General features: G+C 45.1%; 22 protein-coding genes. 8 read left to right on the forward strand and 14 right to left on the reverse strand.

All coding sequences use genetic code 11. The features are described 5' to 3' along the window. The 5 genes from ACFPXP_RS06090 to ACFPXP_RS06110 all read right to left on the reverse strand — a co-directional run bounded on the left by ACFPXP_RS06090 (position 1) and on the right by ACFPXP_RS06110 (position 5,781). Positions 1 to 1,032, reverse strand: a complete 1,032-nt coding sequence (locus ACFPXP_RS06090; protein ID WP_379893306.1) for an ABC transporter substrate-binding protein — start codon at positions 1,030 to 1,032, stop codon at positions 1 to 3. Positions 1,033 to 1,055: 23 nt separating this feature from the next. Further along, complete coding sequence (locus ACFPXP_RS06095) at positions 1,056 to 1,478, reverse strand: hypothetical protein (protein WP_379893308.1); 423 nt, start codon at positions 1,476 to 1,478, stop codon at positions 1,056 to 1,058. Positions 1,479 to 1,544: 66 nt separating this feature from the next. Further along, the gene (locus tag ACFPXP_RS06100; RefSeq protein ID WP_379893310.1) at positions 1,545 to 2,381 is read right to left on the reverse strand and encodes a carbohydrate ABC transporter permease; all 837 of its coding nucleotides are present in this window, start codon (positions 2,379 to 2,381) and stop codon (positions 1,545 to 1,547) included. 18 nt (positions 2,382 to 2,399) lie between these two features. Next, on the reverse strand, positions 2,400 to 3,518 hold the full coding sequence (locus tag ACFPXP_RS06105) for a carbohydrate ABC transporter permease (RefSeq protein ID WP_379893312.1): 1,119 nt from the start codon (positions 3,516 to 3,518) through the stop codon (positions 2,400 to 2,402). 28 nt (positions 3,519 to 3,546) lie between these two features. Then, positions 3,547 to 5,781, reverse strand: a complete 2,235-nt coding sequence (locus ACFPXP_RS06110; protein ID WP_379893314.1) for an AraC family transcriptional regulator — start codon at positions 5,779 to 5,781, stop codon at positions 3,547 to 3,549. 157 nt (positions 5,782 to 5,938) lie between these two features. Here ACFPXP_RS06110 and ACFPXP_RS06115 point away from each other — a divergent pair, with 157 nt between their 5' ends. From ACFPXP_RS06115 to ACFPXP_RS06130, 4 genes are all read left to right on the forward strand, one after another. Then, positions 5,939 to 7,528, forward strand: coding sequence for a hypothetical protein (locus tag ACFPXP_RS06115; protein ID WP_379893316.1), 1,590 nt, complete (start codon positions 5,939 to 5,941; stop codon positions 7,526 to 7,528). Positions 7,529 to 7,631: 103 nt separating this feature from the next. Beyond that, positions 7,632 to 8,648: a DUF3231 family protein gene (locus ACFPXP_RS06120; RefSeq protein WP_379893318.1), complete on the forward strand. Its 1,017-nt coding sequence runs from the start codon at positions 7,632 to 7,634 to the stop codon at positions 8,646 to 8,648. Positions 8,649 to 8,695: 47 nt separating this feature from the next. Further along, on the forward strand, positions 8,696 to 9,487 hold the full coding sequence (locus ACFPXP_RS06125) for a hypothetical protein (RefSeq protein WP_379893320.1): 792 nt from the start codon (positions 8,696 to 8,698) through the stop codon (positions 9,485 to 9,487). Between the two features lie 134 nt (positions 9,488 to 9,621). Then, positions 9,622 to 9,960 carry a hypothetical protein gene (locus ACFPXP_RS06130; protein ID WP_379893322.1) on the forward strand — a complete coding sequence of 113 codons (339 nt, stop codon included), beginning with the start codon at positions 9,622 to 9,624 and terminating at the stop codon, positions 9,958 to 9,960. A gap of 61 nt (positions 9,961 to 10,021) precedes the next feature. On the opposite strand, the gene ACFPXP_RS06135 is transcribed toward ACFPXP_RS06130, so the two are convergent. The 4 genes from ACFPXP_RS06135 to ACFPXP_RS06150 are packed head-to-tail and all read right to left on the reverse strand — an operon-like array spanning position 10,022 to position 13,941. Further along, positions 10,022 to 11,227 (reverse strand): Ger(x)C family spore germination protein, encoded by a 1,206-nt coding sequence (locus tag ACFPXP_RS06135; RefSeq protein ID WP_379893324.1) that lies wholly within the window; start codon positions 11,225 to 11,227, stop codon positions 10,022 to 10,024. Then, complete coding sequence (locus ACFPXP_RS06140) at positions 11,224 to 12,360, reverse strand: GerAB/ArcD/ProY family transporter (protein ID WP_379893464.1); 1,137 nt, start codon at positions 12,358 to 12,360, stop codon at positions 11,224 to 11,226. The genes ACFPXP_RS06135 and ACFPXP_RS06140 overlap by 4 nt, the downstream gene beginning before the upstream one ends. Beyond that, on the reverse strand, positions 12,320 to 13,579 hold the full coding sequence (locus tag ACFPXP_RS06145) for a spore germination protein (RefSeq protein ID WP_379893326.1): 1,260 nt from the start codon (positions 13,577 to 13,579) through the stop codon (positions 12,320 to 12,322). The genes ACFPXP_RS06140 and ACFPXP_RS06145 overlap by 41 nt, the downstream gene beginning before the upstream one ends. Positions 13,580 to 13,596: 17 nt before the next feature. Beyond that, on the reverse strand, positions 13,597 to 13,941 hold the full coding sequence (locus ACFPXP_RS06150) for a hypothetical protein (protein WP_379893327.1): 345 nt from the start codon (positions 13,939 to 13,941) through the stop codon (positions 13,597 to 13,599). Positions 13,942 to 14,234: 293 nt separating this feature from the next. Between ACFPXP_RS06150 and ACFPXP_RS06155 the strand changes: the two genes are divergently transcribed. Together ACFPXP_RS06155 and ACFPXP_RS06160 are read left to right on the forward strand one after the other, a co-directional pair. Continuing rightward, positions 14,235 to 14,738, forward strand: a complete 504-nt coding sequence (locus ACFPXP_RS06155; protein ID WP_379893329.1) for a hypothetical protein — start codon at positions 14,235 to 14,237, stop codon at positions 14,736 to 14,738. Between the two features lie 175 nt (positions 14,739 to 14,913). Continuing rightward, the gene (locus ACFPXP_RS06160) at positions 14,914 to 18,675 is read left to right on the forward strand and encodes a glycoside hydrolase family 9 protein (RefSeq protein WP_379893331.1); all 3,762 of its coding nucleotides are present in this window, start codon (positions 14,914 to 14,916) and stop codon (positions 18,673 to 18,675) included. Between the two features lie 115 nt (positions 18,676 to 18,790). Here the strand turns inward: ACFPXP_RS06160 and ACFPXP_RS06165 are convergent, their stop codons facing one another. From ACFPXP_RS06165 to ACFPXP_RS06175, 3 genes are all read right to left on the reverse strand, one after another. Beyond that, complete coding sequence (locus ACFPXP_RS06165) at positions 18,791 to 19,216, reverse strand: VOC family protein (RefSeq protein ID WP_379893333.1); 426 nt, start codon at positions 19,214 to 19,216, stop codon at positions 18,791 to 18,793. 103 nt (positions 19,217 to 19,319) lie between these two features. Further along, entirely contained in the window at positions 19,320 to 20,921 is a 1,602-nt protein-coding gene (locus ACFPXP_RS06170; protein WP_379893334.1) for an ABC transporter permease, read from the reverse strand. A 1-nt stretch (position 20,922) separates the two neighbouring features. Further along, positions 20,923 to 21,828: an ABC transporter ATP-binding protein gene (locus ACFPXP_RS06175; RefSeq protein ID WP_379893335.1), complete on the reverse strand. Its 906-nt coding sequence runs from the start codon at positions 21,826 to 21,828 to the stop codon at positions 20,923 to 20,925. A gap of 169 nt (positions 21,829 to 21,997) precedes the next feature. Here ACFPXP_RS06175 and ACFPXP_RS06180 point away from each other — a divergent pair, with 169 nt between their 5' ends. Beyond that, complete coding sequence (locus tag ACFPXP_RS06180; protein WP_379893336.1) at positions 21,998 to 22,603, forward strand: TetR/AcrR family transcriptional regulator; 606 nt, start codon at positions 21,998 to 22,000, stop codon at positions 22,601 to 22,603. Positions 22,604 to 22,857: 254 nt separating this feature from the next. Here the strand turns inward: ACFPXP_RS06180 and ACFPXP_RS06185 are convergent, their stop codons facing one another. Both ACFPXP_RS06185 and ACFPXP_RS06190 read right to left on the reverse strand, forming a co-directional pair. Further along, positions 22,858 to 23,883: a DUF3231 family protein gene (locus tag ACFPXP_RS06185; RefSeq protein WP_379893337.1), complete on the reverse strand. Its 1,026-nt coding sequence runs from the start codon at positions 23,881 to 23,883 to the stop codon at positions 22,858 to 22,860. Positions 23,884 to 24,004: 121 nt separating this feature from the next. Continuing rightward, positions 24,005 to 25,522, reverse strand: coding sequence for a DHA2 family efflux MFS transporter permease subunit (locus ACFPXP_RS06190; RefSeq protein ID WP_379893338.1), 1,518 nt, complete (start codon positions 25,520 to 25,522; stop codon positions 24,005 to 24,007). A gap of 190 nt (positions 25,523 to 25,712) precedes the next feature. On the opposite strand from ACFPXP_RS06190, the gene ACFPXP_RS06195 reads away from it, so the two are divergent. Further along, a complete protein-coding gene (locus tag ACFPXP_RS06195; protein WP_379893339.1) occupies positions 25,713 to 26,606 on the forward strand; it encodes a TetR/AcrR family transcriptional regulator in 894 nt (297 codons plus the stop codon). The last annotated feature ends 20 nt before the right edge of the window (positions 26,607 to 26,626 follow it).

Here is a 26,626-nt window from a genome sequence, read left to right on the forward strand (position 1 = left end):
TCATTTATGATCGACTTCAATCGCCTTTTCCAGCAGCTTTTCCGCTTCTTCCAGAATCGGCATCGGATCCTGTTTCCCTTCAACGATTTCCGTCACAGCCTCGCTGAAAATTTTCATCGCCTGCGCATAAGATGGATCCGTCAGCGTCACCTTGCGCACCCCGTTTTCGGTCTTTACAGGATTGTTATTCATATATTCGAGCAGCGACTTCGGAGCATTCTGCAATGCGCTCACACGCTGAGGATCATCGAGATAATCCTGCCGAATCGGCAGCTGCCCCGCATCAGCGATCCGTTCCTGAACATCCATGTTGAGCATCCATACGATAAATTCCTTAGCCCACTGCTTATTCAATTCCGGCTTGCTGCTCCAAACCATGAAAGAAGATTGCGGTACGTGATGGATCCATTTCGGATCTTCCGGACGATCGCCGAATGGCACGGCCATATATCCCCACTTAAAGTCCTCCGGAGCGGATTCCTTCATCTCATTTTCGACCCATACGCCAGTTGAAACGAGTGCAGCCTTGCCTTGCAGCACCTGCATCTGTGCTTGCGTATGGTTCAGAGCCGCGATACCGGATGGGAAATAGCCCTTCTGTCCCAGCTCATAGATTCGATTCAGGCGTTCGATATTCTCTTCGGCAAGGTATTGAGGCAGGTTGAAATTCCGGAAATCCTCCGTAAATTGCTCCAAATTGCCGTTAATATCAGCAAGTTCGAAGGCTTTCACCGGACCGAAGGAATAGTCTAGATAGTAAGGATACTGCCCTGGAAACGTAATCGGAATAATGCCTTCGGCATGAATCTCTTCCAGCAGCTTCACGAATTCGTCCCACGTTTTCGGATTTTGGTTCCAGCCATGCTCCTCGAACAGCTGCTGATTATAAAAGAGTCCGCCTCCGTTGGCCCACAGCGGAATCGTGTACGATTCGTCCAAATATCGTCCCGCAATTTCATAGGTTCCTTCGGTCGTAATTTCTTTTACCGTCTGATCGATATCGTAAATAGATTGGTCCCATACCGACTCCAACGATTCCAGCTTACCGGCTTCAACTAGACTAATGATTCCAGCTGTACCCCCGGTGGATTGCCATTGAACAGATCAAACATATCCTCGTCGTCCTGGCTTGATATTTTTGTACCGATAATATCGCTAATATTCGGCGAAGAAATCACATCAAATGAAACATTCGGAAACTTCTCCTTGAACGTATCCATCGCATAATCGAACCATTCTTGACCCATTCCTGCGCGGAAAAACCCTACCTTCAATGTCACTTCGGTATGCTTGGGAAGGCCGTTTTCAGCATAGACCTCTTCTTCCTCCACTTGGTTTCCGCCATTTCCGTTCGTATTGGCAGGATCCTCTTGAATCGTATTCGAATTGCTGCAGGCTGATATCACCAGCATCACGACCAAAAACCATACGCAGAAGAAAAACGTCCTACCCGCCATCCTATTGACTCGAACAACCATTTGTCTTCTCCTCCTTCAACTTTGTAAGGGCTTTCCAAGATTAAGGCCGCAACGGTAAAATGACGTTCATCCCTTAACCGCACCAAGCGTAGAACCTTCAGCGATTTGCCGCTGAAAACAGATATACACAATTAAAGACGGAATCATCGCGATCGTTACGCCGGCAAACAGCGTTACCCAATCCGCAGTGTACTGCATCATTTTGTTAGCCTGATACATATTGACACCAATGGTATATTTGGCGGGATCGCTTAAATAGATGAATGGATGCAGGAAATTGTTATATAATCCGAGAAATTTGAATATCGCGACCGTCACGATACCCGGAGTAGAGAGCGGGACAATAATGCGCCAAAACACTTGAAATAACGATGCGCCATCCATGCGGGCACTTTCCTCGAGCTCTCCCGGAAGGGACTGCATAAATCCGCCCAGCAGCATGAGGAAAAACACGCTTTCTCCCAAGCTGTCCAAAATAATCAAGCCGGTCAAGCTGTTCGTCATATGTAAATCACGCATGAGCACATACTGAGGGATCAGCGCATTAATACCCGGGAGAAAGAGGGAGAGCATAATGAGCCCCCAGATCAGCTTCCGTCCTCGAAAAGCGAATCGGGTCAAAGCGTATGCATTGAGTGTCGTTAGGAATGTTCCCAGCACGAGTCCTACGCCGACATAATAAAGCGTATTGAGCATGGTGCGGCCCATGTCATACGATTCCCATGCGTGCTTATAATTGACCCAGTTCCATTTTTCGGGCAGCGCCCAAATGTTTTGAAAGAATTCAGGGTTGGTTTTCAAAGATTCATATAGCAGCCAAATCACTGGAAATATCACCGTAATCGCCCAGAGCAGCAGCAGCAGCCTTAATATAAAATCGATCCATGTTCTTGGCGTCCTCACCTAGATTCCCTCCCCTCCTTAGTACTGAATATTCTCATTCGGTAAAAATTTATCGATCAAGAGCTTCGCACCGACCAAAATGACGAACAAAAACATACCAATGGCAGAAGCGTAGCCGTAATTATGGTAATCCGCTCCAAAGGCCAGATTGAACATATACAGCCCGATCACATCGGTAGAGCCTGATGGTCCTCCATTCGTCATGATCAAAACCATCTCGAACCCTTTCAGAACGCCAAGTACCAAGAACAGCATCGCCACGCGAACAATGGGCATAATCAGCGGCAGTGTAATGCGAATCAGCCTCGTCCAGTGGTTTGCCCCTTCCAGGATGGCAGATTCGTACAGTGAAGGCGAGATCGAGCGCATCGCGTTCATGAAGATAATGACATACAACCCGACACCGCCCCACACGATGGGTGGTATCAAGCTCCAAAGCGCTGTTTCTTTGCTTCCTAACCAGTAGTATCCTCCGTTGTCGATCCCCACCAGCTTCAATACGGCATTCAGCAGTCCGAAATTCCCGTCGTATATAAACGCCCAGAGCAGTGTAACGACGACGACGGCAAGTACATTCGGGAAGAAGAACAATATCTTGTAAAAACGAGCTTCGCGATAATTTTTGTTCACAAGCAGATAAGCTAGAAACAAAGAGATCAGTACCGTCACAGCAGGTGCAATGACCATAAGAAGCACATTGTGGTACAATGCCCGCCAGACGAACGGATCGTTCACCAGCTGAACAAAGTTGTCGAAGCCGACGAACTCTGGTTCGGATATGCCATTCCAGTTTAGAAACGCATAATAGACTGACATCAGATTCGGATACAGCGTGAACAGCAAATAGCCGAACAAGCATGGACCGACAGACAATATCACAAACCATCTTTTCTGCACCTTTTCCTTTTGGAACCACCATTTCGGATGTAAACCCACCCGTGGGCGTTCCTTGTTTCGGTGTGGATTCAAATACGTTTTCCCCCCTTTGATCCAATTCCCGCTCCCATCTCCCTCTTGCATGCCTAATCCGCCAAGTTCATTCTGCTCGAAATCACCTGAGATGGACAGCGGGTTGCGATCAAAGTAACATGGTTCATAATGAGCCGTAAATCGCCTATTTTTTTTCCGGATATTCATTTTTTTTGCCACAGCTTTTGTGAGGTCATCATTTTTTTAGCTGGCTGCGGTATTGACCGGGCGTACATCCGGCAACCTTTTTGAACACCCGCATAAAGGTCATGACATTCGTGTACCCCACCGCTTCGGCAATCTCCTGATTCGTACAGCTTTCTTTTTCCAGCAGCAGTGCTTTTGCTCGCTCTACCCTAATTTGGGTGACGTAGTCGATGAACTTGACCCCGAAAGCTTCTTTAAAGCGAATGCTTAAATGGCTGGCATTCCAGCCAAACTCGCTGCTGATATAGGCGAGTGACAATTCCGGCTTCGCATAATGCTCTAAAATAAACTGCTGAATTTCCTGAACCTGCCGATGGTTGCTCTTACTCTCCCTCATGGCCTGCATAGTTAGAGCACATTCCATCAGTATTTCTCTAAATGCACTCATCACCTCTTCCATCGTTTCCGAACGTTCCAACGTATCATAAAGCGCAGACTCGCAGCTATCTTTCCAGAGCTCTCCAAATTCATGGGGCAGCTCCGAGATTTCCTGATGCAAAGAGTGTATAAGGTAATAAAGCATATTCGTTATTTCCAATCTGGAAAATAAACGGCAGCGCATCGTATCCCGAAGCTCGTCAAATACGGTTTCCCATTCGAAGTTACCTACACGATAATGGCTGCTGATGTCACGAACGAACGGCACAAGTAAGAATGATTCGCCGCGCGGCATAGAGTTCGCATCACCCGTTCGGATCAATCGATTCGGACCAAGCATAAATTTATATTCCAGCAGTTCAAGTGCTGTCCGGTAAGAGTGCCCCGCACCCCTGACACTCTCTTCAAATGTCCCCATCCCGATTGTAATCGTCATCGGAAGATGACGTTCTACCCATTGACATAATTGGCCGCATAACAAGGCCGTTAGCTCTGCCGTATCACCTGAACCTCGCACAAAATAAATGGAACAAAGTCTGTTTCGATCCATATCTTCAGTCCATACTTGAACGTTATCTTCATCTACCAGCTCTTGCTGAGCGGCACGAATGGCGTACTTTAACAGCTGTAAATCTCGAAGATTATAACGATCGTTATGTGACACCTTGTCCAGTTCAATAATCACAACCGTCAACATATGAAAATCGTTGCGTATCCCGATCTCCGCCAGCTCGTTCTCCCATTTCCAAGCCTTTTCCTCATTCGCCTGTTCAATGATGCTGAGAAATGCCTGTCGTTTTCGATAATGGGTATTTTCTTTATTTTTTTCTATCAAATCATTGGATTGATCCAGAATATGATGTACCGCTTCAGCGATAAAGTGCAGTTCACTGCGCTTCTCTTGCGGCAGGCTTCGATGTTCCGTCTTATCCGCGTAATCCGTTAATCGTTTCTTCATAAAATGTATCGGAAAATAATGATATTTCGAAATGTAAATGAGCCAGATCAAGCCAGAAACAATAATCAGACAACCCGCGGAAATCCATACATAAAATAATGAAGTGACCCATTCTACGATGCTTTGATCATAGGTACCGGTGCGGATCGACCATCCTGTATATGTGGAACTGGCCCGGGACCATTCTCTTCCTTTGGACATGTCCTCCTGAACCTCTTGGGAATCCTTGGACGCAATTCGATACCCGCTCTCATCTACCAGCTCTACGTAATTCAATCGTGTGTCTGAAACGCTGCGAATCAAGGTATGTAACGTTTCGACTCGGACATTGATCACCATTAAACTTCGATCCGCCAAATGTGTAAACTTCACGAGGCTGATCACTTCAGTACCTTCCTCGTCTGGCCAGACCTGATATGTTCTTTTGGACGTCCACCGAAACGGCACTTGACTGGTTACTTGTCTGCCGACAAACTGTTTATCTCCGAAATCTTCAAGATGAAGAAGCGATGTCGTGGTTAATACTTGGTTGCCGGTCGTTCGGTATAAATAAATCGAGGAGATCTGAGGATGACGATCTTGAATGTCCTTTAGTGCCCGAGCCGCTTGATATTCCTCCATGCCACGCCGATCCGTGTCATTCGATTGAAAAAATCGCTGAATCGCATCGTTCTCCAATATTTCAGCAGTCGCTGCGGAATCAATCCCTTGAAGAAGATTGTCAACCGATTTGACGATATGTTCTGAAAGTACCTGGCTGGCTTCCATCGCGGCGCGCCTGGACATTTCCGTTACTGTTAAATAGGTAACGAACAGAAGACTTAGGCTGACAACGAACAGTACGGGGAAATAAGAGAAAAACAGTCGATTAAACCAATGATTCCGCATTATAGAATCCTCCGTTAGTAGAGTTCAATCTATCAATAGGGCCCGTCATTATTTCTCTATAATTATTTAATATTCAAAATCGGCGGGAATATAATAGGAATACAAGATCTCCGTCCCCGTCGGTTTCAATAGATTTCAATTCGCAGGAGGCATGAAGATGAAGCTTCTATCTGGAAAAACCAATTTAGTGTTCACATCATTGACCGTCTTCGTCGTATTCATCTCCTTCGTCTACTTCCAATCGTTCAAAATGAGGGCGGTCACGGACATAGGCAGCACGGCAGTGGAAGCGGAACAAAAAATGGAATTGAACTGGTTTGTGAGCAGTCCCAGCGGTACCTATTTACCTGATCCCGAAGAAGATTTTGTCCGCCAAACGATCGAAAAGCGATTTGACGTTCAATTGAATATGATCTACATGGAGCCTGGCGAAGCCTATGACGCGAAGCTTGCTGCATTTCACGCATCCAATGACCCGCCGGATATGTGGCTTCATATGGGAGAGGACGGTGCAGCGCATTATGCCCTCCATAACGTCTTAGCTGATATGAAATATTACGTAAATGAGGACATGATGCCGAATTATTTCAAGTATTGGATGAGCGAAGCGGAGCTCAAAAGCTATCAATTTCATAATCAGTTTGTTCGAGCGCCCGTTCCATACGACAAGAATTCGTATCGATCCTACTACATCCGGCAAGACTGGCTGGATCGGTTAAATCTCGACATCCCCACAACGTATGAGGAATATATTCAAGTGCTTCGGGCTTTCACATATGAAGACCCAGACGGTAACGAAAAGGCGGATACGTATGGCTTCACTACGGCCGGATACGGAACCTCCATCTCTTTGGAATGGCCGGAATACTTCAAAAACGGTCTGGTCTACCCTTATAAGCTCGAAGGCAAGCAATTCATCGATATGCAAACCGATCCTCGCATCGAACAAGTGATTCAAGACATTTTATTCGTGCTTCAGGAGCGACTTGTTGATCCCGATTGGTTCCTCAATGATGACAAGCAGAAGTGGAACAACGCCATCCGAGGCCGTGCAGGCATCGTACTGGGTGATACGAAGGATTTCGCGTTTGAATCGAATCCGGACAGTATACAGGCTCGAAGCAAAGCTTATGATCCCAGTGCTCGATGGGTGCCGTTCCATCCTTTTGGGGATCAACCGATACGTTCCGTGGTCATACCGGATGTTCCATTCGTATTTTCTGTGAATGCGGGGGCTGAACAATTAAAGAAGAGTGCCGAAATTCTCGATTGGCTGGCAGGGGAGGAAGGATTTCTGCTGACGCATTATGGACGGGAGCAAGTCCATTATATCCGGCAGGGGAAGGCGATTGAACGGATTCCTTCGGCTCTTTCGGATATTGAACAAAAAGGGGATTTCCTCAAAATCTGGAGTTTCTTCACGCCGGATACTCCAGAAGTATTCGGGCTTCATGTTATTGATCCAAGGGTGACCGAGACAGATCGGTCGATCTTCGAACAAATCATTTCCATGCCCGTTGATGAAGGCATCGGAACGATCTTAACGCCACCGCTAGGCGTGGATGTCCAATCCTTCCGTCATAGGCAACAAGAGCTTCAGATCAAATTGCTGCTGGAAGAGAAATCCGGGAAACAATGGCCCCAGTATCGGGAGATGCTGCTGAATGATACTAAAGGCGGCATCATTCTTGCCCATTACGAAGATCAAGTTCAAAAGGCACTGCAAAGAATGAAACGGCTTCCGTAAACAGTGCAGCATTTTTCGTTGCTTGACGGAGGATGAAAATTCGGAAATAGAGGCATTTTATTATATAAATATATATCTATCGTTAAATAAGGAGTCGTTCTTCTTGCGCAGGAACAAACATGTAACAGATCAGAATGTCAGACTGACCTCAGCCGAAATCGCAAACTTGTGGGGTGCCTATCTCGGCAACTCCATGTCTTCTCTGGTTCTTGCCTATTTCCACAGAGAGGATCAGGAAATTAAGAAGGTGGTTGAGTATGCGTTATCCCTGTCCAAAAAACATGTTGAGATGATTAAAGGCATTTTTCTTCATGAAAAATTCCCCATTCCATTCGGTTTCAATGACAATGATGTAAACTTGAACGCCCCCAGGTTGTATTCTGACACGTTCTTTTTAAATTATCTTCATCAGACGACCAAAAGCGGCTTCAGCTTATATACGATCGCTCTGCCCAATATCGCGAGATCCGACGTCCGTGATTTCATATCCGAATGCATTATGTCTACAACGGAACTTTACAATAAAGTGGCCGAAGTATCCTTATCGAAAGGTATCTATATTAGACCGCCCTATATTTCCGTTTCGCACGGGGCAGAATATGTGGAATCGCCGAAAACATTTTTTTCCGGATTCTCACGCGATGTCAGGCCGCTGAATGCTTTAGAAATCACCCATCTTTATTCAAACATGCAAACGAACGCTTTAGGGAAAGGACTCATCATGGGCTTCGCACAAGTTGCAAGATCTGAAGAAGTTCGCAAATTTTTCAACCGAGGCAAACAAATTGCCACCAAGCATATGGAAGTATTCAGCAGCACACTGAGAATTGAAGATCTTCCATCTCCCATGTCATGGGACCACGATGTAACAGATTCAACCGAGCCCCCTTTTTCCGATAAGCTGATGATGTTTCATATTAGCGGGATCAATTCGCTCGGCATCAATAATTACGGTGCCGCCATGTCCGGCAGTCAGAGGCATGATCTCCATGTGATGTACAGCCGTTTATTAGCCGAAATCGGCATATTTGCTGAGGCAGGATCGAAAATCATGATTAGGAACCAGTGGTTGGAGCAGACACCGCTCGCTCCCGATCGAAAGCAATTGGTGAAAACGTAAGTGGTTTATAAGAAACTGATTCCTCAACATAAAGCGAGAACATGACCATGGACAGCTATAGGAACTTAGAAAATAAATTTCGAAGATACAAAGCACATGTCAGTACGGCCGGCACCACCCAATTTCATTTACGGAATCCCTATACGATCGCATGGTGGTCTGCTGCTTTCCCGGGATTTGGCCACCTATTGCTAAGTAAATATCTTCGGGGGCTGGTCCTTTTTATTTGGGAGGTCATTGTCAATTATCAAGCGAAGATTAATCTTGCGATGGTGCATTCGTTTTGCGGAAATATTGATTCTGCAAAAGAGATACTGGATCCAAGGTGGATGTTAATGTACATTCCGGTATATTTATTCGGTATTTGGGACAGTTACCGAACGACGGTGGATATGAACAAGGTTTATTTGCTTGCGGAAAGAGAGGACGCGCCGTTTAATGCCTTTACCATAGGCGCACTTGAAATCAATTATTTAGACAAGCGTAACCCGGTCATGTCGGTCATTTGGTCTTTATTCATGCCTGGATTGGGACAACTGTATATCCATCGAATCTTAACAGCCTTTTTTGCCATGGTGTGGACCATCATTTTTTTGTATTTTTCCAAGACATTGATCGCTGTGCAGCTTCTATTTCTTGGGGAAGTACAGCAATCGACCGCGATTCTTGATCCGCAATGGCTGCTCTACATGCCCTCCATGTGGGGCTTTGCCGTGTATGATTCCTACATGAACACGGTTGAAAATAATAAGCTGTTTGATGCCGAGCAAAAGAACTTTCTGATAAAGAAATTCCAAAATCCCAATTTTCGAATTAATAAAGGAAACGTGGTGAGATAATATTGCATCAAATTTTCTCCACTTTCGAACATACAACCAACTTGGAATTGGCCATCACCGCATTAGAAAAAAACAAAATCCGAAAAGAAAACATTTTTGCCGTTCCTTTGACCAATCGCAAGGTGGAAAGAAGGATGTTCGATTCGATTCACAATGCAGACGGGATATCATTAATCAATACAGGCGCTGCACTAGGAACAGCTTTCGCGGTGATTGGAGCAAGTATTGGCTTTAAACTGCAGTGGGGACCGATCTACTGGGGACTCATTGGGACAGCAGCTGGTTTTCTATTGGGCTTCCTGATTGATCTTGCGTACTACAAAATTATAAAAAAACAACATCGACTTTTACGAGGCAAAAATTCGGAGGTCATTTTAATCGTTGAATGTGAAAAGGATCAATGCGATACTGTGGAGAGCATTCTCTGGCATCATTTGGCTTTAGGTATAGCTAGAGTTAAAAATGAACTTTAAGCTGCCTCTTACAGGATAAGGCATTTACATACCAAAAGCACCCAAGTGGGTGCTTTTTTCGTTATTTCCATTTCATACCCGTTCTGCGAATGTTGCAACCCGCTATGACTTCAATCTCCATATCTTTATAGATGTGAAGCCATTCTTCATGCGTGCCAACTTCCCGATTCCAATACCCGCTATATTGGGAGCGGACTAACGCGCCGATCCCTAAGACGTCTGAACCGGCTTTCTGCCACTTACGAATCAACCCTTCACCAAGTGTCTCTAGTTTCAACTTGACCTCTTTCTCAATTTCAGAGATTTTTTCCAGGTTAATCGAATTGGTCTTGACCTCCTCTTCGATGACCGCATCAATTTCCACTTGTATCGTTGCGCTGGGCTTGCCGTAATTCACGCTTACCGTGATGTTGGAACGGCGTTCCTCGGATTGTACTAAGTATACCCCTTCCTCGCCTTTCACCGAAACAGCAACGGAGTATCCTCCTGGGTTTTTCTCCTTCATCGCCATATACGCGCCGATTTCAAGCGGTTTAATCATCCCTGCCAGCTTATCTTGCTTAAAAAAGGCGATCCCGTCAACGAGGATCCTGTTATTTTCAACGATTTTCACTGACGGCAATATTGCATCAATACCGACATCATTTAAATCAATCCAAAATTTACCTAAGTACTTTCTAGGAAGTTTTCCGAAGCGGACCGCATTATCGAGCGTATCAGATAAATATAAAGAAGGTACCGTCTCGATCGGCGGAGTAATTTTCAGCACCTTTGAAGCATCCTTATCATTAACGACCATCCATGCCGTACGTCTCACTTCTTCATTTCTTCTTAAAAATTCATTGATTTCTCTAATGCCTTCCTTCGCAATGTCTTCAGAAACAACAATAATTTGCAGATGTCCTAAGTACAACCTTTCTGCCAGCTGCTGTTGAAAATTTGCCATTGCATCGCCTAAGGTATATCCAACCGTTTCCAGTACCCAAGCCGTTTGGGATGAGCCTTGCCCTCCGCCCCCTTCCGGACCCAGCTTGATTTTTCCGGGAATCGCCATTTGGGCCGTCACTTTAAGGTAGCTCTGATCCTTTTCCGGAAACTGCCCTTTCAGATGTGTTGTCTCAGGATCCATTTCCATGTCTTTCTGATCGGCCTTATCAATCGCAAGACCTAGAATATTCGCGCGTTCCTCCAGCTCATAACGATCCCAACAGCCGCTCGTAAGAAGAGAAACCCATAATAGGATACAGAGGACACAGATCCTCTTCACGACATCCCCTCCTTCTTGCCTGTTAATTTCGCCACAATAAGAAGAAAAACTGGATGCACAATACAGATCAAAAGACCCCATAGCGTGACCGCCAAAATATAATTGTACATCTGCATAATGTTTCGCGGGATGACTGCAATCGTGAAAATAATCGGTGCTCCAATGATCGAAATGAGCCGATATCGATGAAAACGAAACAATTCTCCCGCCCCCCTTACAACGATGAAGTAATAGGACAATGTCGTTGTGAACACAGCATATATCCAAGAGATAAGCAGGATCGAATCTACACGTGCTAGTACTTCAGAGGGAACTTTAATCATCCGGCCGAGCACCAATGTCGGCCATATTAATTCGACGATTTCGCGCTCCCCAAATACCCCTACCGTCATGGTGATAAGGCCGATGACCATTGCACTTCCGATAATGAAGCCCCAAATTCCTCCAGACACACAGTGCTTTGGTTTTTTCATAAAAGGAATCACCATGCCGACAATGATAAAATTAAGAACCGCTTGTGCAGTCACTAAACCTCCTCCCAGCATGGATCTAAGCGAAGAATCGCTCCCGGCGATCGGCAGTAAATGATATGATGTTATATCACGAAATGCCGGTATCATCACAATGAAAAACGGAATGAGAATGAGCGGAAAATAAAAAAAATGGATATATGCAAACGTAGCTACGCTTTGGAATCCCGCAGCCACACACAGAAAGATCATAATAAAAATGGAAACTCGAATCGGCGTATCCGGAAGGAGGGCCCCGGCAACTACTTCGGCAAACTGCCTTATCTCCAACCCCATCAGCAGGACAAAAAAAACGACCAGAAGCAGGCTCATCAGTCGCCCCAGCCATTTGCCTAAAATGATTTGATTATATCCGATGATCGTTTCACTTGGAAAACGTCTTCCCAATAACAGCGTAGCCAGCAGTCCGGCAAATGTAATCATTACACCGATCACACTTGCCAGCGGTGCGCCGGATCCTGCTTGATCTGCGACAAAACGGGGAAGCGCAAGTACAGGTATACCTATCATCGTGCTGGTAGTTATAACGGCTACTTGAACGGTTGAGATCGATTCGCTGTGTTTATTTATTGGAATCCCCTCCTTTTCTCCCCCGAAAAACAGATGATTTTCCCATCTTCTTTTTGTTCTTGCTTCCTATCCCTTTGCTGCTTACCCTTACGGCGTCTGGTGCGTGAAGTCGAGGAGGACGTCTTCTCATCCAGGCTAGCGGAGCACGAATCAATGAATCCTTTAGCCCATTGAAACTTCCCGGAGTGACCGGAGCCATATAAGGAATCCCGAACGAACGCAAGCTCAGCATATGATTGATGATCAGCATCAGACCGGTCGCTAGACCGAGCAAACCGAACGAACCGGAAAGAACAATAAGCGGAAAGCGAAGCATTCGAAATGCCGTAGCTGCATTATAAGATGGGGTCGCAAATGAACCAATGGTCGACATCGCAATGATGACAACTGTAATCGGACTCACGAAACCGGCCTGTACAGCGGCTTGTCCCACGACCAAAACACCCACGATAGACAGTGCTCCCCCCACCTGCTGCGGCATTCGAACCGTTGCTTCCCGCAAAATCTCCATGGCGATTTCCATTAGAAGCACTTCGATAAAAACCGGAAATGGCACCCCCGCCCGACCGCTGGCCGCTGCAACCATAAACTTTGCGGGAATCATTTCTGGGTGAAAAGACAGGACGGTCACATACAAAGAAGTGAACGTCAGTGAAAAAATGAGCGCGACGAAGCGGATAAGACGAATCACCGAAGTAATCATCCATCGTTCATTGTAATCCTCGCTCGTATGATAAAACTGATTGAACACAGCCGGTACGAGCAGCGTAAAAGGAGTACCGTCCACCACGATCGCAATTCTGCCTTCTAAAATGTTGCCTACGACCTTATCCGGTCTTTCCGTATTCTGCACTTGCGGGAAAGGTGACCGAGGATTGTCTTCAATGAATTGTTCTATGTATCCCGCATCCAACACACGATCTATCTGGATGCGTTCTATTCTCTTCTTCACTTCGCTCAGCAGTTCCTTATCGACGATACCATCCACATAACAGATCGCCACTTTCGACTTCGTTCTCGTTCCGACCTCCATCGCCTCAGCACGAAATTCCGGCACCGGCAGCCTATGACGAAGCAGCGAAATATTCGTATGAATCTGTTCAATGAAGCCGTCCCGAGGTCCCCTTACAACTCGTTCTGTCTCGGGCTGAGAGATGCCGCGAATTTCCGGCTTATATGTATCAAGTAATATCGCTTGAGCCTCTCCTTCGATCACAATGACGGTTTTCCCTCGAAGCAGCCCGTCCAGCAATTTGGATACTTGCCCCTCTAGTTCCCTTGGTAATGATACAATACATCATCCAGAAGCCAAGGAGTCAGCGATACTGGCTTTGTTCTCGGCTGCGATTTTTCTTGCAGCGGCTTCAGAATGTCCTGGTTGATCTGATCCTTATCCACCATACTGCTGATAAAAACGGCAGCTGCGGGGACCTTTCGGAACAAATAAAAAGTACGGATTGAAAAATCCATATCCTGCTGAAATACATTTGAAAACAACTCCAACGTATTCTTCAGCTGCGTATCAATGACTTTATCCGCCATTTCTTGCAGGATCGGACTTTCAGGAACTTGAATGTTCGCGCTTTTTTTCGCCTTACGTATAAAGATGCCCATTCAGTGTCCTCCTGTCCTTATGCAGACAATGAATAGGATTAGTTTGGCTGTATATGATGGTCTTCATGCATGGCCGCTTGAGATTTTCATACCCCGCAGGTTGGATAAAAACAAAATGCATAGGGAAAATAATGATACAGCTTGAAGGGAGCGGTTTAAAATAATGGATCAAAAACAGCGGCAATTTTTTTTAAAAGCTTGTATCTGGACAGGAGAAGCTGACTGACCAAGGATATCAATATTGGAAGCTCTACTCCGGCTTCGACAGCTGGCAGTTCTGGGTGATCTTAGGGATGTTGGTTGTCCCTTTGATTCTCATCTATCTATACATCGATCGGAAGCAGATATTTCATATCGCCTTTTTCGGATTTGCCTCCCACGCGCTGTTTGCCTATGTCGACACGTATGGAATCCGTCATGGATTGCGGGCATATCCATACCAGCTGATGCCTTTTTTGTCCAGCTTTTCATTGGATGCAGCCTTTATTCCTGCCGCCATCATGTTCCTGTATCAATGGACCGTGAATCACCATAAAAACTATTTCCTCTATTCCACAGGCCTTGCGGTCATTTTTGGATTCGGTTTTAAGCCGCTGCTGTCGTTTCTCGAATTGTTCGAAAGATACAAGTGGGTTAACTATTTCTATATTTTCCTCATTTATGTCGGATTGTTTTGGGCAGCGTACGGGATCACTAAGCTGTTTCGTAAGATGCGAGAAGATACACCAGAAACAGTTGAAGCCGCAAGACAGGCCAAAAGAAGACTGCGCTGGAAACTCGAACCTGGCAGAAAATAATACAGGGACATCGCTTCAGACTAAGATTTTAGCAGGAGCGATGACCCTATATTCATGAATCATCCATGAATTCTAAAATATTCACATGAGAAAATCAATAATTTTCCATGTATTTTCCCCTCCGAATATTTGTTAATATTCCCTTGTACTTCAATTATGAAAGGGGATACAAAACGTGCAGCACACATCAAGAACGAATCTGGCAAGGAAAGCGGCAATGTATTTTCTCATTTTTGCAATCGCTTTCACGATTGCTCTACCTGTTGGGGCAGCTGCTTCAGATTCCAATCCATACCTTCCACCGGGGGGTGAGCATTGGAACAAGCTTCGTGATATCCAAATTACCGATAATGGATGGGGTTTTGGAACGACCGTGACCCAAGAAACGTATTTGGAGCAGGATGCACGCAAGGTTGAAACAAATGGCTGGTGGGCAGACCATCTCGTCATCAACGGCTGGCAGTCGTTCGATTTGAGCCCTTATTACGAGAATGGGACTTTGGAATTCGACATTGTCGGTAAGGTCGGTGGAGAAACATTCGATATCGGGTTCCTAGACGTCGTTCATGAAAGATTAGACGAAAACGGCGACTTCTATACGGACGATGACGTTCCTGAAGAAACGAATATCAGTGCGCTTGTGAATGTGAGCGATTACATTGAGGTGACCACCGAATGGCAGCATGCTTCCATTCCGCTCAAACATATTTTTGACAGCGAACCGCTTTTCGATGAAAGCAAAATTCAGCTGTTCAAAATGGCGGGCAATGACACGCCGATCACTTTCTGGATTACGAACATTAAGGTGACATCTCCAGATAAGGAAAGAAGCTATGCGCCCATCAAAGTGAATCAGGTTGGGTATTTGAACTACGGTGAAAAATATGCACATGTCAGCGGTTATTATAATGAATTATCCGCTGATGTCGGTACGCCTTTCCAAGTAAAAAGAACCTCCGACAACAGCACCGCCTATTCCGGTACTTTGACGCTGGTTGCCGCCTACGATGAGCTGTCCGGCGAAAAAGTATTCAAAGCCGATTTCTCCGCATTGAATGACATCGGTGAATACTATATCACCGTAGACGGTGTGGCAGAACCTTCCGTGCCTTTTGAAATCGGACCGGATGTTTATGATACTCTGCTAAATGATGTGCAAAAGTTCTTTTACTATCAAAGAGCCAATGTAGATCTGCTTCCTGAGCATGCGGGACCTTTCGCTCGTACCGGCAAGCATAAGGATGACGCGAATCTCCCTCTTCAATCGGATCCAAACGTAACGAAGGATGTATCCGGCGGATGGTGGGATGCGGGTGATACGGGTAAATATGTAACCGCTGCCGCAACGGCTGTATCGGACTTGTTATGGGCTTATGAAAGCTATCCGAACCAATTCGAGGATGGTCAGTTGAACATTCCAGAGAGCGGCAATGGCATTCCAGACCTGCTCGATGAAATTAAGTTTGAGACGGATTTCTTCTTGAAGATGCAGGAGGAACAATCCGGCGGATTTTATGCTTATGTCATTCGTGAACCGGTGCCAAACCGCTATATTATGGATGGGACTGGACCGGATAGCGTGATCCCGACTTCTCAAACCGCTACGACCGTAGGCGCTCTTGCGCATGCGTATATCGTATTCAAAGATGTACCGGGATTAGAGGAATATGCGGACACGTTATTAGCATCTGCGGTAAAAGGCTGGAACTACCTCGAAGCACATCCGGAATTTATCGCTCAACCTGACGGACCTTACAATGACAATGACGATTTAAATGACCGCTTCTATGCGGCCGCAGTACTGTATAGAGCTACGGGCGAAGCCAGGTATAGCGACTATGTTGTCGCGAACTACCAGGCCTTCGAATCGAAATTCGAGACGACCGATTTCTCTCATGGAATTGGCAGCTTGGAACTGATCGGTTTCTATCATTATTTAAGCGGAGCAGCACCAAGCGAAGAAGTCAAAGCATGGTTCGTGCCGAGATATAGCGAATGGAGAAATATGGTCATCGATACGGCCATCAACCAAGCCGTATGGCGCAATTCAACCAATAAAGGCTTCTATTGGGGAGCGAACTCCAATGTTGCCAGCGTTGCGGTCAGCTTAGATATTGGCAGCCGCGTGATAGAACAATACGATGAGCGAATGATCCAAGTCGCAGCCGGCAACTTGAATTATCTTCTTGGTATCAACCCGCTGCAGCTCAGCTTTATTACGGGTCATGGCGAAAACCGGGTCCATATTACGCACCATGAGATTTATATGAGAGATTTTATTGTTGAAATGCCGAACGGATATATGCCGGGAGGACCGAACAACAACGGGAAATTCAACTTCCCTGCCAAAGCATATAATCAGGCAACAGTTGACTGGGAGAGCAACGAGCAAGCCTTGAACTACAACTCTCCGCTCATTTATTTAACGGCTCTTCTCTCGAACGTAGAAAATCAGAAGTTCTCTGAAAGCATTCATCTTGACAGTCCAGCAGGCAGATTTGTGATCGGGGAAACGAAGACCGTTACAGCATCTGTCCAGCCTAGCAATGCGACATTCAAGCAGCTTGTAGTAACAGCTGCAGACAGTAATGTAGCCACAGTTACGAATGTCGTATACAACGAACAGACTGGCAAAACCTCCTTTAGTGTTACAGCTAATAATGTGGGACAAACTGAAGTAAGGGTACAATCCATCGATGGAAGAATCAGTGCGATTTACGAAGTTGATGTCGTTTCCAGTAATGGTGCATCATCGGGCTCCAGCTCTGGCTCAACAACGTCTACGGTCGTGAATGGTTCAAACATCTTGGTTGAGGCAAAAAATAGCGGCAACGGAGCAGCATCCGTAAAAGTTACTGTAGGAAACTTGGAGAAAGCTCTCAACAATGCTTCGGATGGTCAAATTAAAATCCAAGTAAACGCAGCAAATAATTTGAATAAAATCGATATACAACTGCCGACAAATTGGCTTCGCAACTTAGGTACGGAAGCCCTTCACTCTATAACTATCGAAACGCTAGATTCGTTTGTGGAATTAGATACGAAATTCCTAAAGGAAATCGTTCAAAACGATGCACAACAACTTACTATAGGTATTGCAATTGCTTCGGCAGAGGATATTCCTGCGTCTGTGATACCACACGTAGTAGATCACGCCGTATATGATTTCACACTTTTGGTAGATGGCAACATTGTGGAGTGGACCGGTTATCCAATCACTATCAAACTTCCATATACGCTTCAAGAAGGACAAAACCCGAATCAAGTTGTCGTCTATTATGTTGGAGACGAATTGGAAGTTGTACGTAAAAGTTTGTTTACATCCAATATGGCCGTATTTCAACCAGAACATTTCAGCTCATATACTGTTTTGTATTCTAAGGTCAGCTTCAATGATCTTAATTCCAGCATATTAGAAAGTGATGCAATCCTCGCCATCGCTGCAAGAGGCATCGTCGTAGGAAAATCTTCAGGTCAATTTGATCCGCAAGGAAGTCTGACGAAGGCTGAATTTGCTCAAATGCTGGTGAAATTCCTAGATGCAGCGGATTCAAGCGCTGACAGCAGCTTTACAGACGTGAAAGAAGGCGCATGGTACTACGAAGCGGTTGCAGCTGCTGAAAAGCTGGGGATTGCCGAAGGTAAGACAGACGGCACATTCGGTGTAAGCGACGTACTAACAAGAGAAGATATGGCCGCCCTGCTGTATCGCGCCATCGTGACCAGCGGCTATACTTTGCAGCCAAGCGGAGAAGAAGTGCCTGCTTTAAGAGATGCAGCAGACATTTCCGATTACGCGAAGGAAGCCGTTGACGCATTAAACCTAGCGCAAGTGCTGGTTGTGGCTGAAGACGGAAGTTTCGGTCCGAAATCATCAGCCACTCGTGCAGATGCAGCACAGCTCATCTATAACCTAATCAAAGCAATGAACGAATAAACCGTGATTTAACAACCGTAAAATTGCCCTTACTTGGGCAGCAAAACAGGCGCCGTTTAACAAACCGGCGCCTGTTTTTTCATCTCTGATTGTATGCTTCCTTCGAAGTCTTTCTTCAGTCGCTGGTTTCTGTAGTGATTTGAAATGTGACCCCATATTTATCGGTCACGGTCCCATAGGCAGGACTCCAGAACGTTTCCTGAAGCGGCATCCTCACATGCCCGTCCTTCTCCAACGCTTCAAAGATTTGTCTCGAATGGCTAGGATCGTTCGTAGTAATACAGATCGAAACATTGTCACCCATGCGAACCGCATTGCCAGGAAACGTGTCAGAGAGCATCAAATCCGTCTCCCCCACTTTTAATAAAGCATGTGCAATCCGTTCCTTCGCTTCTTCCGGCATTGGAAATTTCGGATCGGCCGGCATATCTCCGAACTTCTGAATATGGATCACCTTAGCATCCAATGCCTGCTCATAAAATGCAATCGCTTCTTTCACCGTTCCGTCCAACATAAGGTAAGGATTTAGCCGCAAAGCCACGGATTCAACAGCTCCTTCACATCACAGATTTCAAAAGATTAGGTTTATCCTTAAATCCCATTATATCCAAAGAGCAGTCCAAATTTCCATGTCCCTCTATGTTTTAGCCATGAACATCTCTGCGGTTGTAGCCGCTCACTCCCGCTGCCATAAAAAGTGCGACCAATACGAGGAGAAGGATGAATCCTGATGCGCTCAGCTCCTCCACTGGAATCATCGGAACATTTCCAAAGGGTGACAGCTTCCCAATCCACTCCGGCAGCTGCAGCATGCCTCCCATATATACGGTGAAAAAGGAATACCCTAAATACAGCCAAACGAAGCCTGTATATTTCGGAAACATCCCGAAAAGCCAAACTGAGATAGCGATCATCAGCCACATTGCAGGCAAATAAACGAAGGCGCCTTTCATCACCGTTATAAACGAAATTCCGCCATCCACTGCAGCTTCTCCAGCAATCCACAAACCGAAGGCAGCCAAGAAGAGCATGCAAATACTCGACAACCAAGCCATCGCACTGTACCCGCCGAGCAGCTTCGCTCTTGAAACTACACGGCTTAATAGATGCTCCGTCCGATTCCTCTTTTCTTCCCCTTTCAATTTGAGCAGCGACATTAAAGCAGGTATCGTACAGATCATCGACATAATCGATAGGATCATCGCAATGAACTGCTCCCTCAGTGTAACTCCATCGGTTTGAGGCAGAGCATCAATCAACATTTCAATCTCGTTCGCAAAAGACTCTACATCACCCAGAACAGAACCATAGGACATGCCCAAGACCAGCATTCCGACCGCCCAGGCGATGAAGCCTGTACGTCCAAGTCGGAAGGCCAGACCGAACGGACTGAGTAATGACTTAGAAGCATGCTCTTTTCCAGGTTTGGAGGGAAGCAATCCCGCTCCGATATCACGGATTGAATTCATATAGAAGGCAAGTGCAGTTAGCGCCGCGGCTGTGAAGATCATCAAAAAGACAGGTATCCAATCGTTGTGTACGTAAGCATTTGTGGCCATTACCCAACCTAAAGGGGAAAGCCATGATAACCATTCACTGCCGACATCCCCTGCTGCCCGGATCAAATAAGCCGCGATTAAGACGGCAAACGAATATCCCGAAGCACCTCGGCTGTTTTCGGTAAGCTGCGCGAAGAAAGCAGCTGCAGTTGCAAACAGCAAACCACTCGCACCTAATGCTGTCCCATATAACATGGAACCGCTGAAATCGATGCTTTCGATATTTAAAGCAAATAAAGCTAAACCTACGATCATTGATAACAGCACATTGACCGTAAGGGCTACAAAAATCGCGGCACCTGGTTGAGACAGACGGCCTGTTGGGAGAGAGCGCAGCAGCTCAAGCCTGCCTTCCTCTTCATCGTTTCTTGTATGCCGAATGATGATCAATATATTCATAATCGCAACCGCAATTGCGGTAAAGAGCAGCATTTGATGGGATACCATCGCTCCTGTCGTGTAATGATCTAGTCCTTCGCTTTTCCCAATCATCGCGGTCATCGCCGGATTTTCCATTGTTGCGGCAATTGCGGCTTTATCCGCATCCGTCGGATATAAATCATTCAGTGAGATGGCAATAAGTACTGTGAAGAAGGTAATCGCTGCAATCCATACGAATATTCGAAGCCAGTCTCGCCGCCATATAAAACGATAAAGAATCCAAACCTTTTGAAATAATTCGTTCATATTAAGCCCCCCTTCCTTTAGATTCCTGCTTGCCATCGTAATGACGCATGAATAAGTCCTCTAACGTAGGCGGTGCACTTTCCATTCGTAAGATTCCGCATTGTGCAATTTCTTTCATTACCTGCTCCAGAGCATCTGTATCCACTTGAAACGTATAGAGCTGTTGTTCTTGCTGCACTTCATGCACACCCCGTATTTCTGTTAAATGAGGGATAGGACGCTTTGTTTCCACGAGCATCTGCGTACGCGTTAGATGTCTCAGCTGGGCAAGCGTTCCGCTCTCAATGATTTTTCCTTCCCGAATGATCCCCACCTTGTCGCACAGCTTTTCCACCTCAGATAAAATATGACTGGAAAGCAGAACGCTTTTCCCTTCCTCTTTCGCTTTTAATACGCATTTTTGAAACTGCATCTCCATCAGGGGGTCCAGCCCTGAAGTTGGTTCATCCAAAATAAACAGATCGGCATCAGAAGCAAATGCAGCGATTAATGCAACCTTCTGACGATTTCCTTTAGAGTATGTTCTGCATTTCTTCCTCGGGTCCAAATCAAAGACCTCGATCAGCTCATTGCGTCTTTGATGACCGGTATCTCCTCTTAGCTTTAAGAATAGATCAATGACCTCTCCTCCGGTAAGATTAGGCCACAAGCTTACATCGCCAGGAACATAAGCGAGACGCTTATGAATTTCGACTGCATCCTTCCAAACGTCCTTCCCCAAAATTACAGCTTCGCCTTCGGTCGCCTTCAACATGCCTAACAGTATCCGAATGGTGGTCGATTTTCCCGCTCCGTTCGGCCCGATGAAACCATAGACCTCCCCTGGGCCCACTTCCATGTTCACACCCTTTAACGCTTCAAATGTTCCAAATCTTTTCGATAAATTGACCGTCTTTAATATATTCATGTTCGGTCTTCCCCATTTCATGAAATGTTTTAATTCATTTATTTCATAATATAAATAAATATTCAGAATGACAATAGTTTTGTAATATTTATATTGTTATATTTCAAAAAAATGATTACAATATATTGGAGGTGAATGATATNAAATGATTACAATATATTGGAGGTGAATGATATTGGACGGGTTTCAAAAACGCAGAGAACAAAAAAGCAAAGATATTTTGGAAGCCGCTTTGGCTTTATTCATGGAATATGGCGTACAGAAAGTATCTATCGCTGAAATTGCGGGGAAGGCGAAGGTTTCACAAGTAACGATTTATAATTACTTCGAAAGCAAGAATCAACTAGCTCATGAGGTCGTTCTGTATTACGTGGATCAAGTGTGGAATGAAATGAATGAGGTCTTAAACAGCGATCTCTCCTACCCGGAAAAAATCAAGCTGTTGATTTTCAATAAAAAAGAAAACGCTTCGCAAATTCATGAAGACTTTTATCGCTATTTTATGAAAGAGTATGCTGCCGGTAACAGCTATATTGAAAAGTTTTATATAGATAAAGCACTGCCAAGGCTGGTCCATTTTTTTGAAGAAGGAAAAAAAATGGGGTACGTTAATCCGAACATCTCGAATGAAGCCATCCTTTTATATTTTCAAATGTTCAAGGATTATTTGGGAAGAGAAGAAGTTTATTCTAAAGTGCTTCCCATAGCTGAAGATCTGACCCGCCTCTGTTTTTACGGAATTATTGGTCAAACCGATATTGAACAGCCAACATAATAACAAGAATAACCAACAAGAAGGGGCGTCCCCTACGAGTTTATGTCGTAAGGACAAGTCGAAGCTTAAGCAAAGGGTCTCGTATCTGGTGGAGGAGCGTTAGCGTTTGCCTTTGAAAGTGGATGGTAACCTTTGATGATTAATTAACGCATCCATAGTAGGCAGCAACCGGAACCAGATACGAACCCGAACAGCCAAGAAAGTTTAAACGACGACTGTACGACATTGCTTTTGGGACAGCCCCTCTTCTACATTCATTGGTTTGAGTAAATCAATTGTCGCCGATCCGTTACAAGCGGAGGCTGCTCCAGCCATTGCCGCTCCACCACAATATCAAAGGTATCCTTCGCATACTGCATAACTTCTGCAGCGAACTTGGTATAATGCGCAAACAAATCCGTTCTCATTGAAAGAGACAAAGCATGCGATATTAAAGTAATGTCGACGGAATTCAAGGTATGGATGAGCATCATAACCAGCTTTTCCGAAAAGGGACTGGTCGTGGAATCCGTGACCTCCATGCTTACCGTCACCATGCCCAACAGGTCTTCCTCCATCAATAATTTATTGAACACTTCAATTTGCTTTTCGCTAATATTTTTACCCCTGATGATAAAATCTCGAAGCTTCTTATCCTTGATCACCTGTGCAAATCCCAGCATGATAATAATGGAGAAATAATTACGCTCAATATTGAAAAAGATCTCCGTCAGCTCGACGGCATTTAACCTCCTATTTTCACCAAATATGCCGTCCAAAAAATTATTTTTCTGCACATACTCGTTGTGAGCGGGATAATTCATTTTCGGCGGTCGGTCATAAACTCCCTTTTCCATCATCAGCTTCAATGCTTTCCCGTACATGTCCGATGATGTTTGAATGCATTCTTTAAAAAACTCAAATACATCTAATCGCGAGACATTCGCAGCAATAAAGCCGTAATTAATCATCGATAATCGATTCATCATATATACATAGCTCAGCACGAAGGGATCATGAAAGAGCGGCGGAGCGTCCAATTGAACATCGCTGTTTACAGAAAACGCATCCGGGATCGGATACCTCTCTTCTTCAAAAAACTGTTTCATCCGAAGCAAACGACTCTCGGTTTGCTTTAAAGACTCCTTCGCGATCATTGTAATTTCTTCATCTTTCACATGATGAACAAAAAAAGTCAAAAAACAGATATTGATGCTTTCCTGCTGGTATATACTCCAAAGCCCGCCAATATCGGTGCTGCAAAAACGAATGTTGGCCGATGGTGCCGACTGTTGGCTCATCTCGTTCCCTCCCGTCACTTTTCAATGTGTCCTTTTCTTATTATTCATACGTTCCAGATCTCTTATTCTTTCGGACTTGTTATGTACACAAAAAAAGGCGCCGCAAAGGCGCCTTCTCACATCAATTCGTTTCCTCTTTCAATTGTTGCAATCCATGTCCCTGCTGCTGTTCTGCCGGTTTTGGACGCTTGATAAAGAAAGCCAGCAGCAGTGCGCCTGCCGCGATAAAGACCGCGACTAGGAACGCATCATTGATTCCGTTTAATGTCGCTTGGCCCGTCACTTGGTTTTGCAGCTGCTCCAGCATATCTGGCGTAGGCTGCTCTGTCAGCTTGCCGAGCTCTTGTTGCATCAGCTGTTCCCCGTGTGCTTTCGCTCGAGTGGACATGACCGTAACGAGCAGCGCAGAACCAATCGCGCCAGCCACTTGAGAGATCGTGCTGTTCATCGCCGTACCGTGCGGATTCATTCGAGCCGGCAGCTGGTTCAAGCCGTTCGTCATGACCGGCATCATCACCATCGACATCCCAAACATCCGAACCGAATACATCAACAGGAGCGTAGGATAAGACGTGTCAAAGGAAAGCATGCTGAAAAAGTAAGTTGTAGCAACCGTGATGCTTAAGCCAGTCAATGCCAATGCTTTCGCTCCATATTTATCAAACAGCTTGCCGGTAATCGGAGACATGATACCCATAATCACCGCTCCTGGCAGCATCAGAAGTCCAGAATCCATCGGCGATATGCCACGCAATTGCTGCAGGTAAATCGGCATAAGAATCATGGCCGAGAACAGAGCCATGTTCAGCAAAATCGCAATACCGGATGCGAGAGAAAACATCGAATATTTATAAACTCTAAAATCAAGCATCGGTGTCTTCATCTTAAATTGACGATAAATAAACAGCGCCAAGGAGATAAAACCGATGATTAAGCTCAAATACACATGCGGGCTGTCCCAGCCTTTATCCCCGGCTGAACTGAATCCGTAGAGAATGCCGCCAAATCCTAGGCTGGATAAAATAAGCGACACCGCATCGATGGTAATATTGTTTTTATCTTTCTTGTCCTTGAGCTTGAAAAAGGCAAAAATCAATACTAAGAGTGCAATTGGAATGATCATGTAAAACAAAGTTCTCCAATGATAATGCTCCACAATCCATCCGGACAACGTCGGTCCGACGGCTGGAGCGAAAATCATGACCAGACCGAGAATTCCCATAGCACCTCCCCGTTTTTCAACAGGAAAGCTGACAAGCAGAACGTTCATCAAGAGCGGCATCATGATCGCAGAACCAGACGCTTGAATCATTCTGCCCAGCAGCAGGATCGGAAACGTGTGAGCCATGCTGGATGCGATCGTACCGATCGTAAACAACAGCATAGCGGCGATGAATAAATGGCGAACAGAATATTTTTGAATTAAGAATGCGGTAGTCGGAATCAATATACCATTCACGAGCATATATCCCGTCGCCAACCATTGTATCGTAGAAGCACCGACATCCAGATCTTCCATCATGGATGGGAGCGCTACATTGAGCAGTGTCGAATTCAGTAATGAAACAAATGCACCCGCCAGCAGAATCGCGATAATACCATAAGGTGATTTTGCTTTATGTTGTACTTCCGTACTCATGAATTAACCTCCAATTAAACCGATAGTATATTTTTTTGTACTGTTGTTCTTTTTAAGTTACATTACAATATACTACTCCCTTCAAAAAAATTTTGCAATATGTTTATTTTTACTGTTATCCATTTGAACTACTCATGCAATTTATCGTATAATTTTTTGAAGGCTCTGGGAAATGGAGGGGATGTTCGAAATGATTGACCGTAAACAGCATGTCATGGAAAAAGCACATGAATTGTTCAGAGAAAAAGGATATCAGGCTACATCCATTCAAGATATTCTTGATTTCTCAGGCATTTCAAAAGGAACCTTCTACAACTATTTCCCATCCAAGAGTGAATTGTTCAAGGCTGTTTTCCATCATATCCAGCTCAAATACGAAGAAATTCGAAACCAGTTATTAATCGGTGAGGATCTTGCAGATGTCGAAATATTCATTAAACAGCTTGACCTGATCATGCAGTCGAATCAACGAAATAAGATGTTCGCCCTCATCGATGAAGTACTCGCTTCGAATGATCCTGATCTGCGGCAGTTCATTAAATTGATGCACGTCAAAAGTATCAGATGGATTTATCGCAGGTTTATTGATCTTTTCGGTTCCGATAAAGAACCCTACTTGCTCGATTGTGCCATTTTGTTTTCAGGAATGCTGCAGCAAACCATCCAGTACAATTTTATGGCCAAAGCATCAGACCTCAATCACTTGGACGTCATTCGGTACTGCGTAGCAAGAATCCAATCGGTTGTCCTTGATGTTGCACAGTCAGGCAAACAGCTTCTTGATCCTGACATTTTAAATACATGGCTGCCTGATTCCCCCAATACCAAAAATAAAATATTTCACGATGTTTTCGAAGCAACCTCGGAAATGAAAAAACAGGTCGAGAAATTGTTGAATGAGCCTGTGCGTTTAAAATATTTGCAGCTCCTAGACTTTATCCAAGAGGAAATGTTCAATCAGCGTTCGCCGCGAAGTTACTTAATTGAAAGCGCGCTGCTTTCGTTACAAATGTGCAACGAGTTAAAGAATTCATCTTATCTCGCGAATTATGAAGAAATCATTACAAAGTATGCACCTCACTAGCTCTGCCCCGCAAACACCAG

The sequence above is a fragment of the Marinicrinis lubricantis genome, assembly GCF_042658665.1.
Lineage (GTDB): Bacteria > Bacillota > Bacilli > Paenibacillales > KCTC-33676 > Marinicrinis > Marinicrinis lubricantis.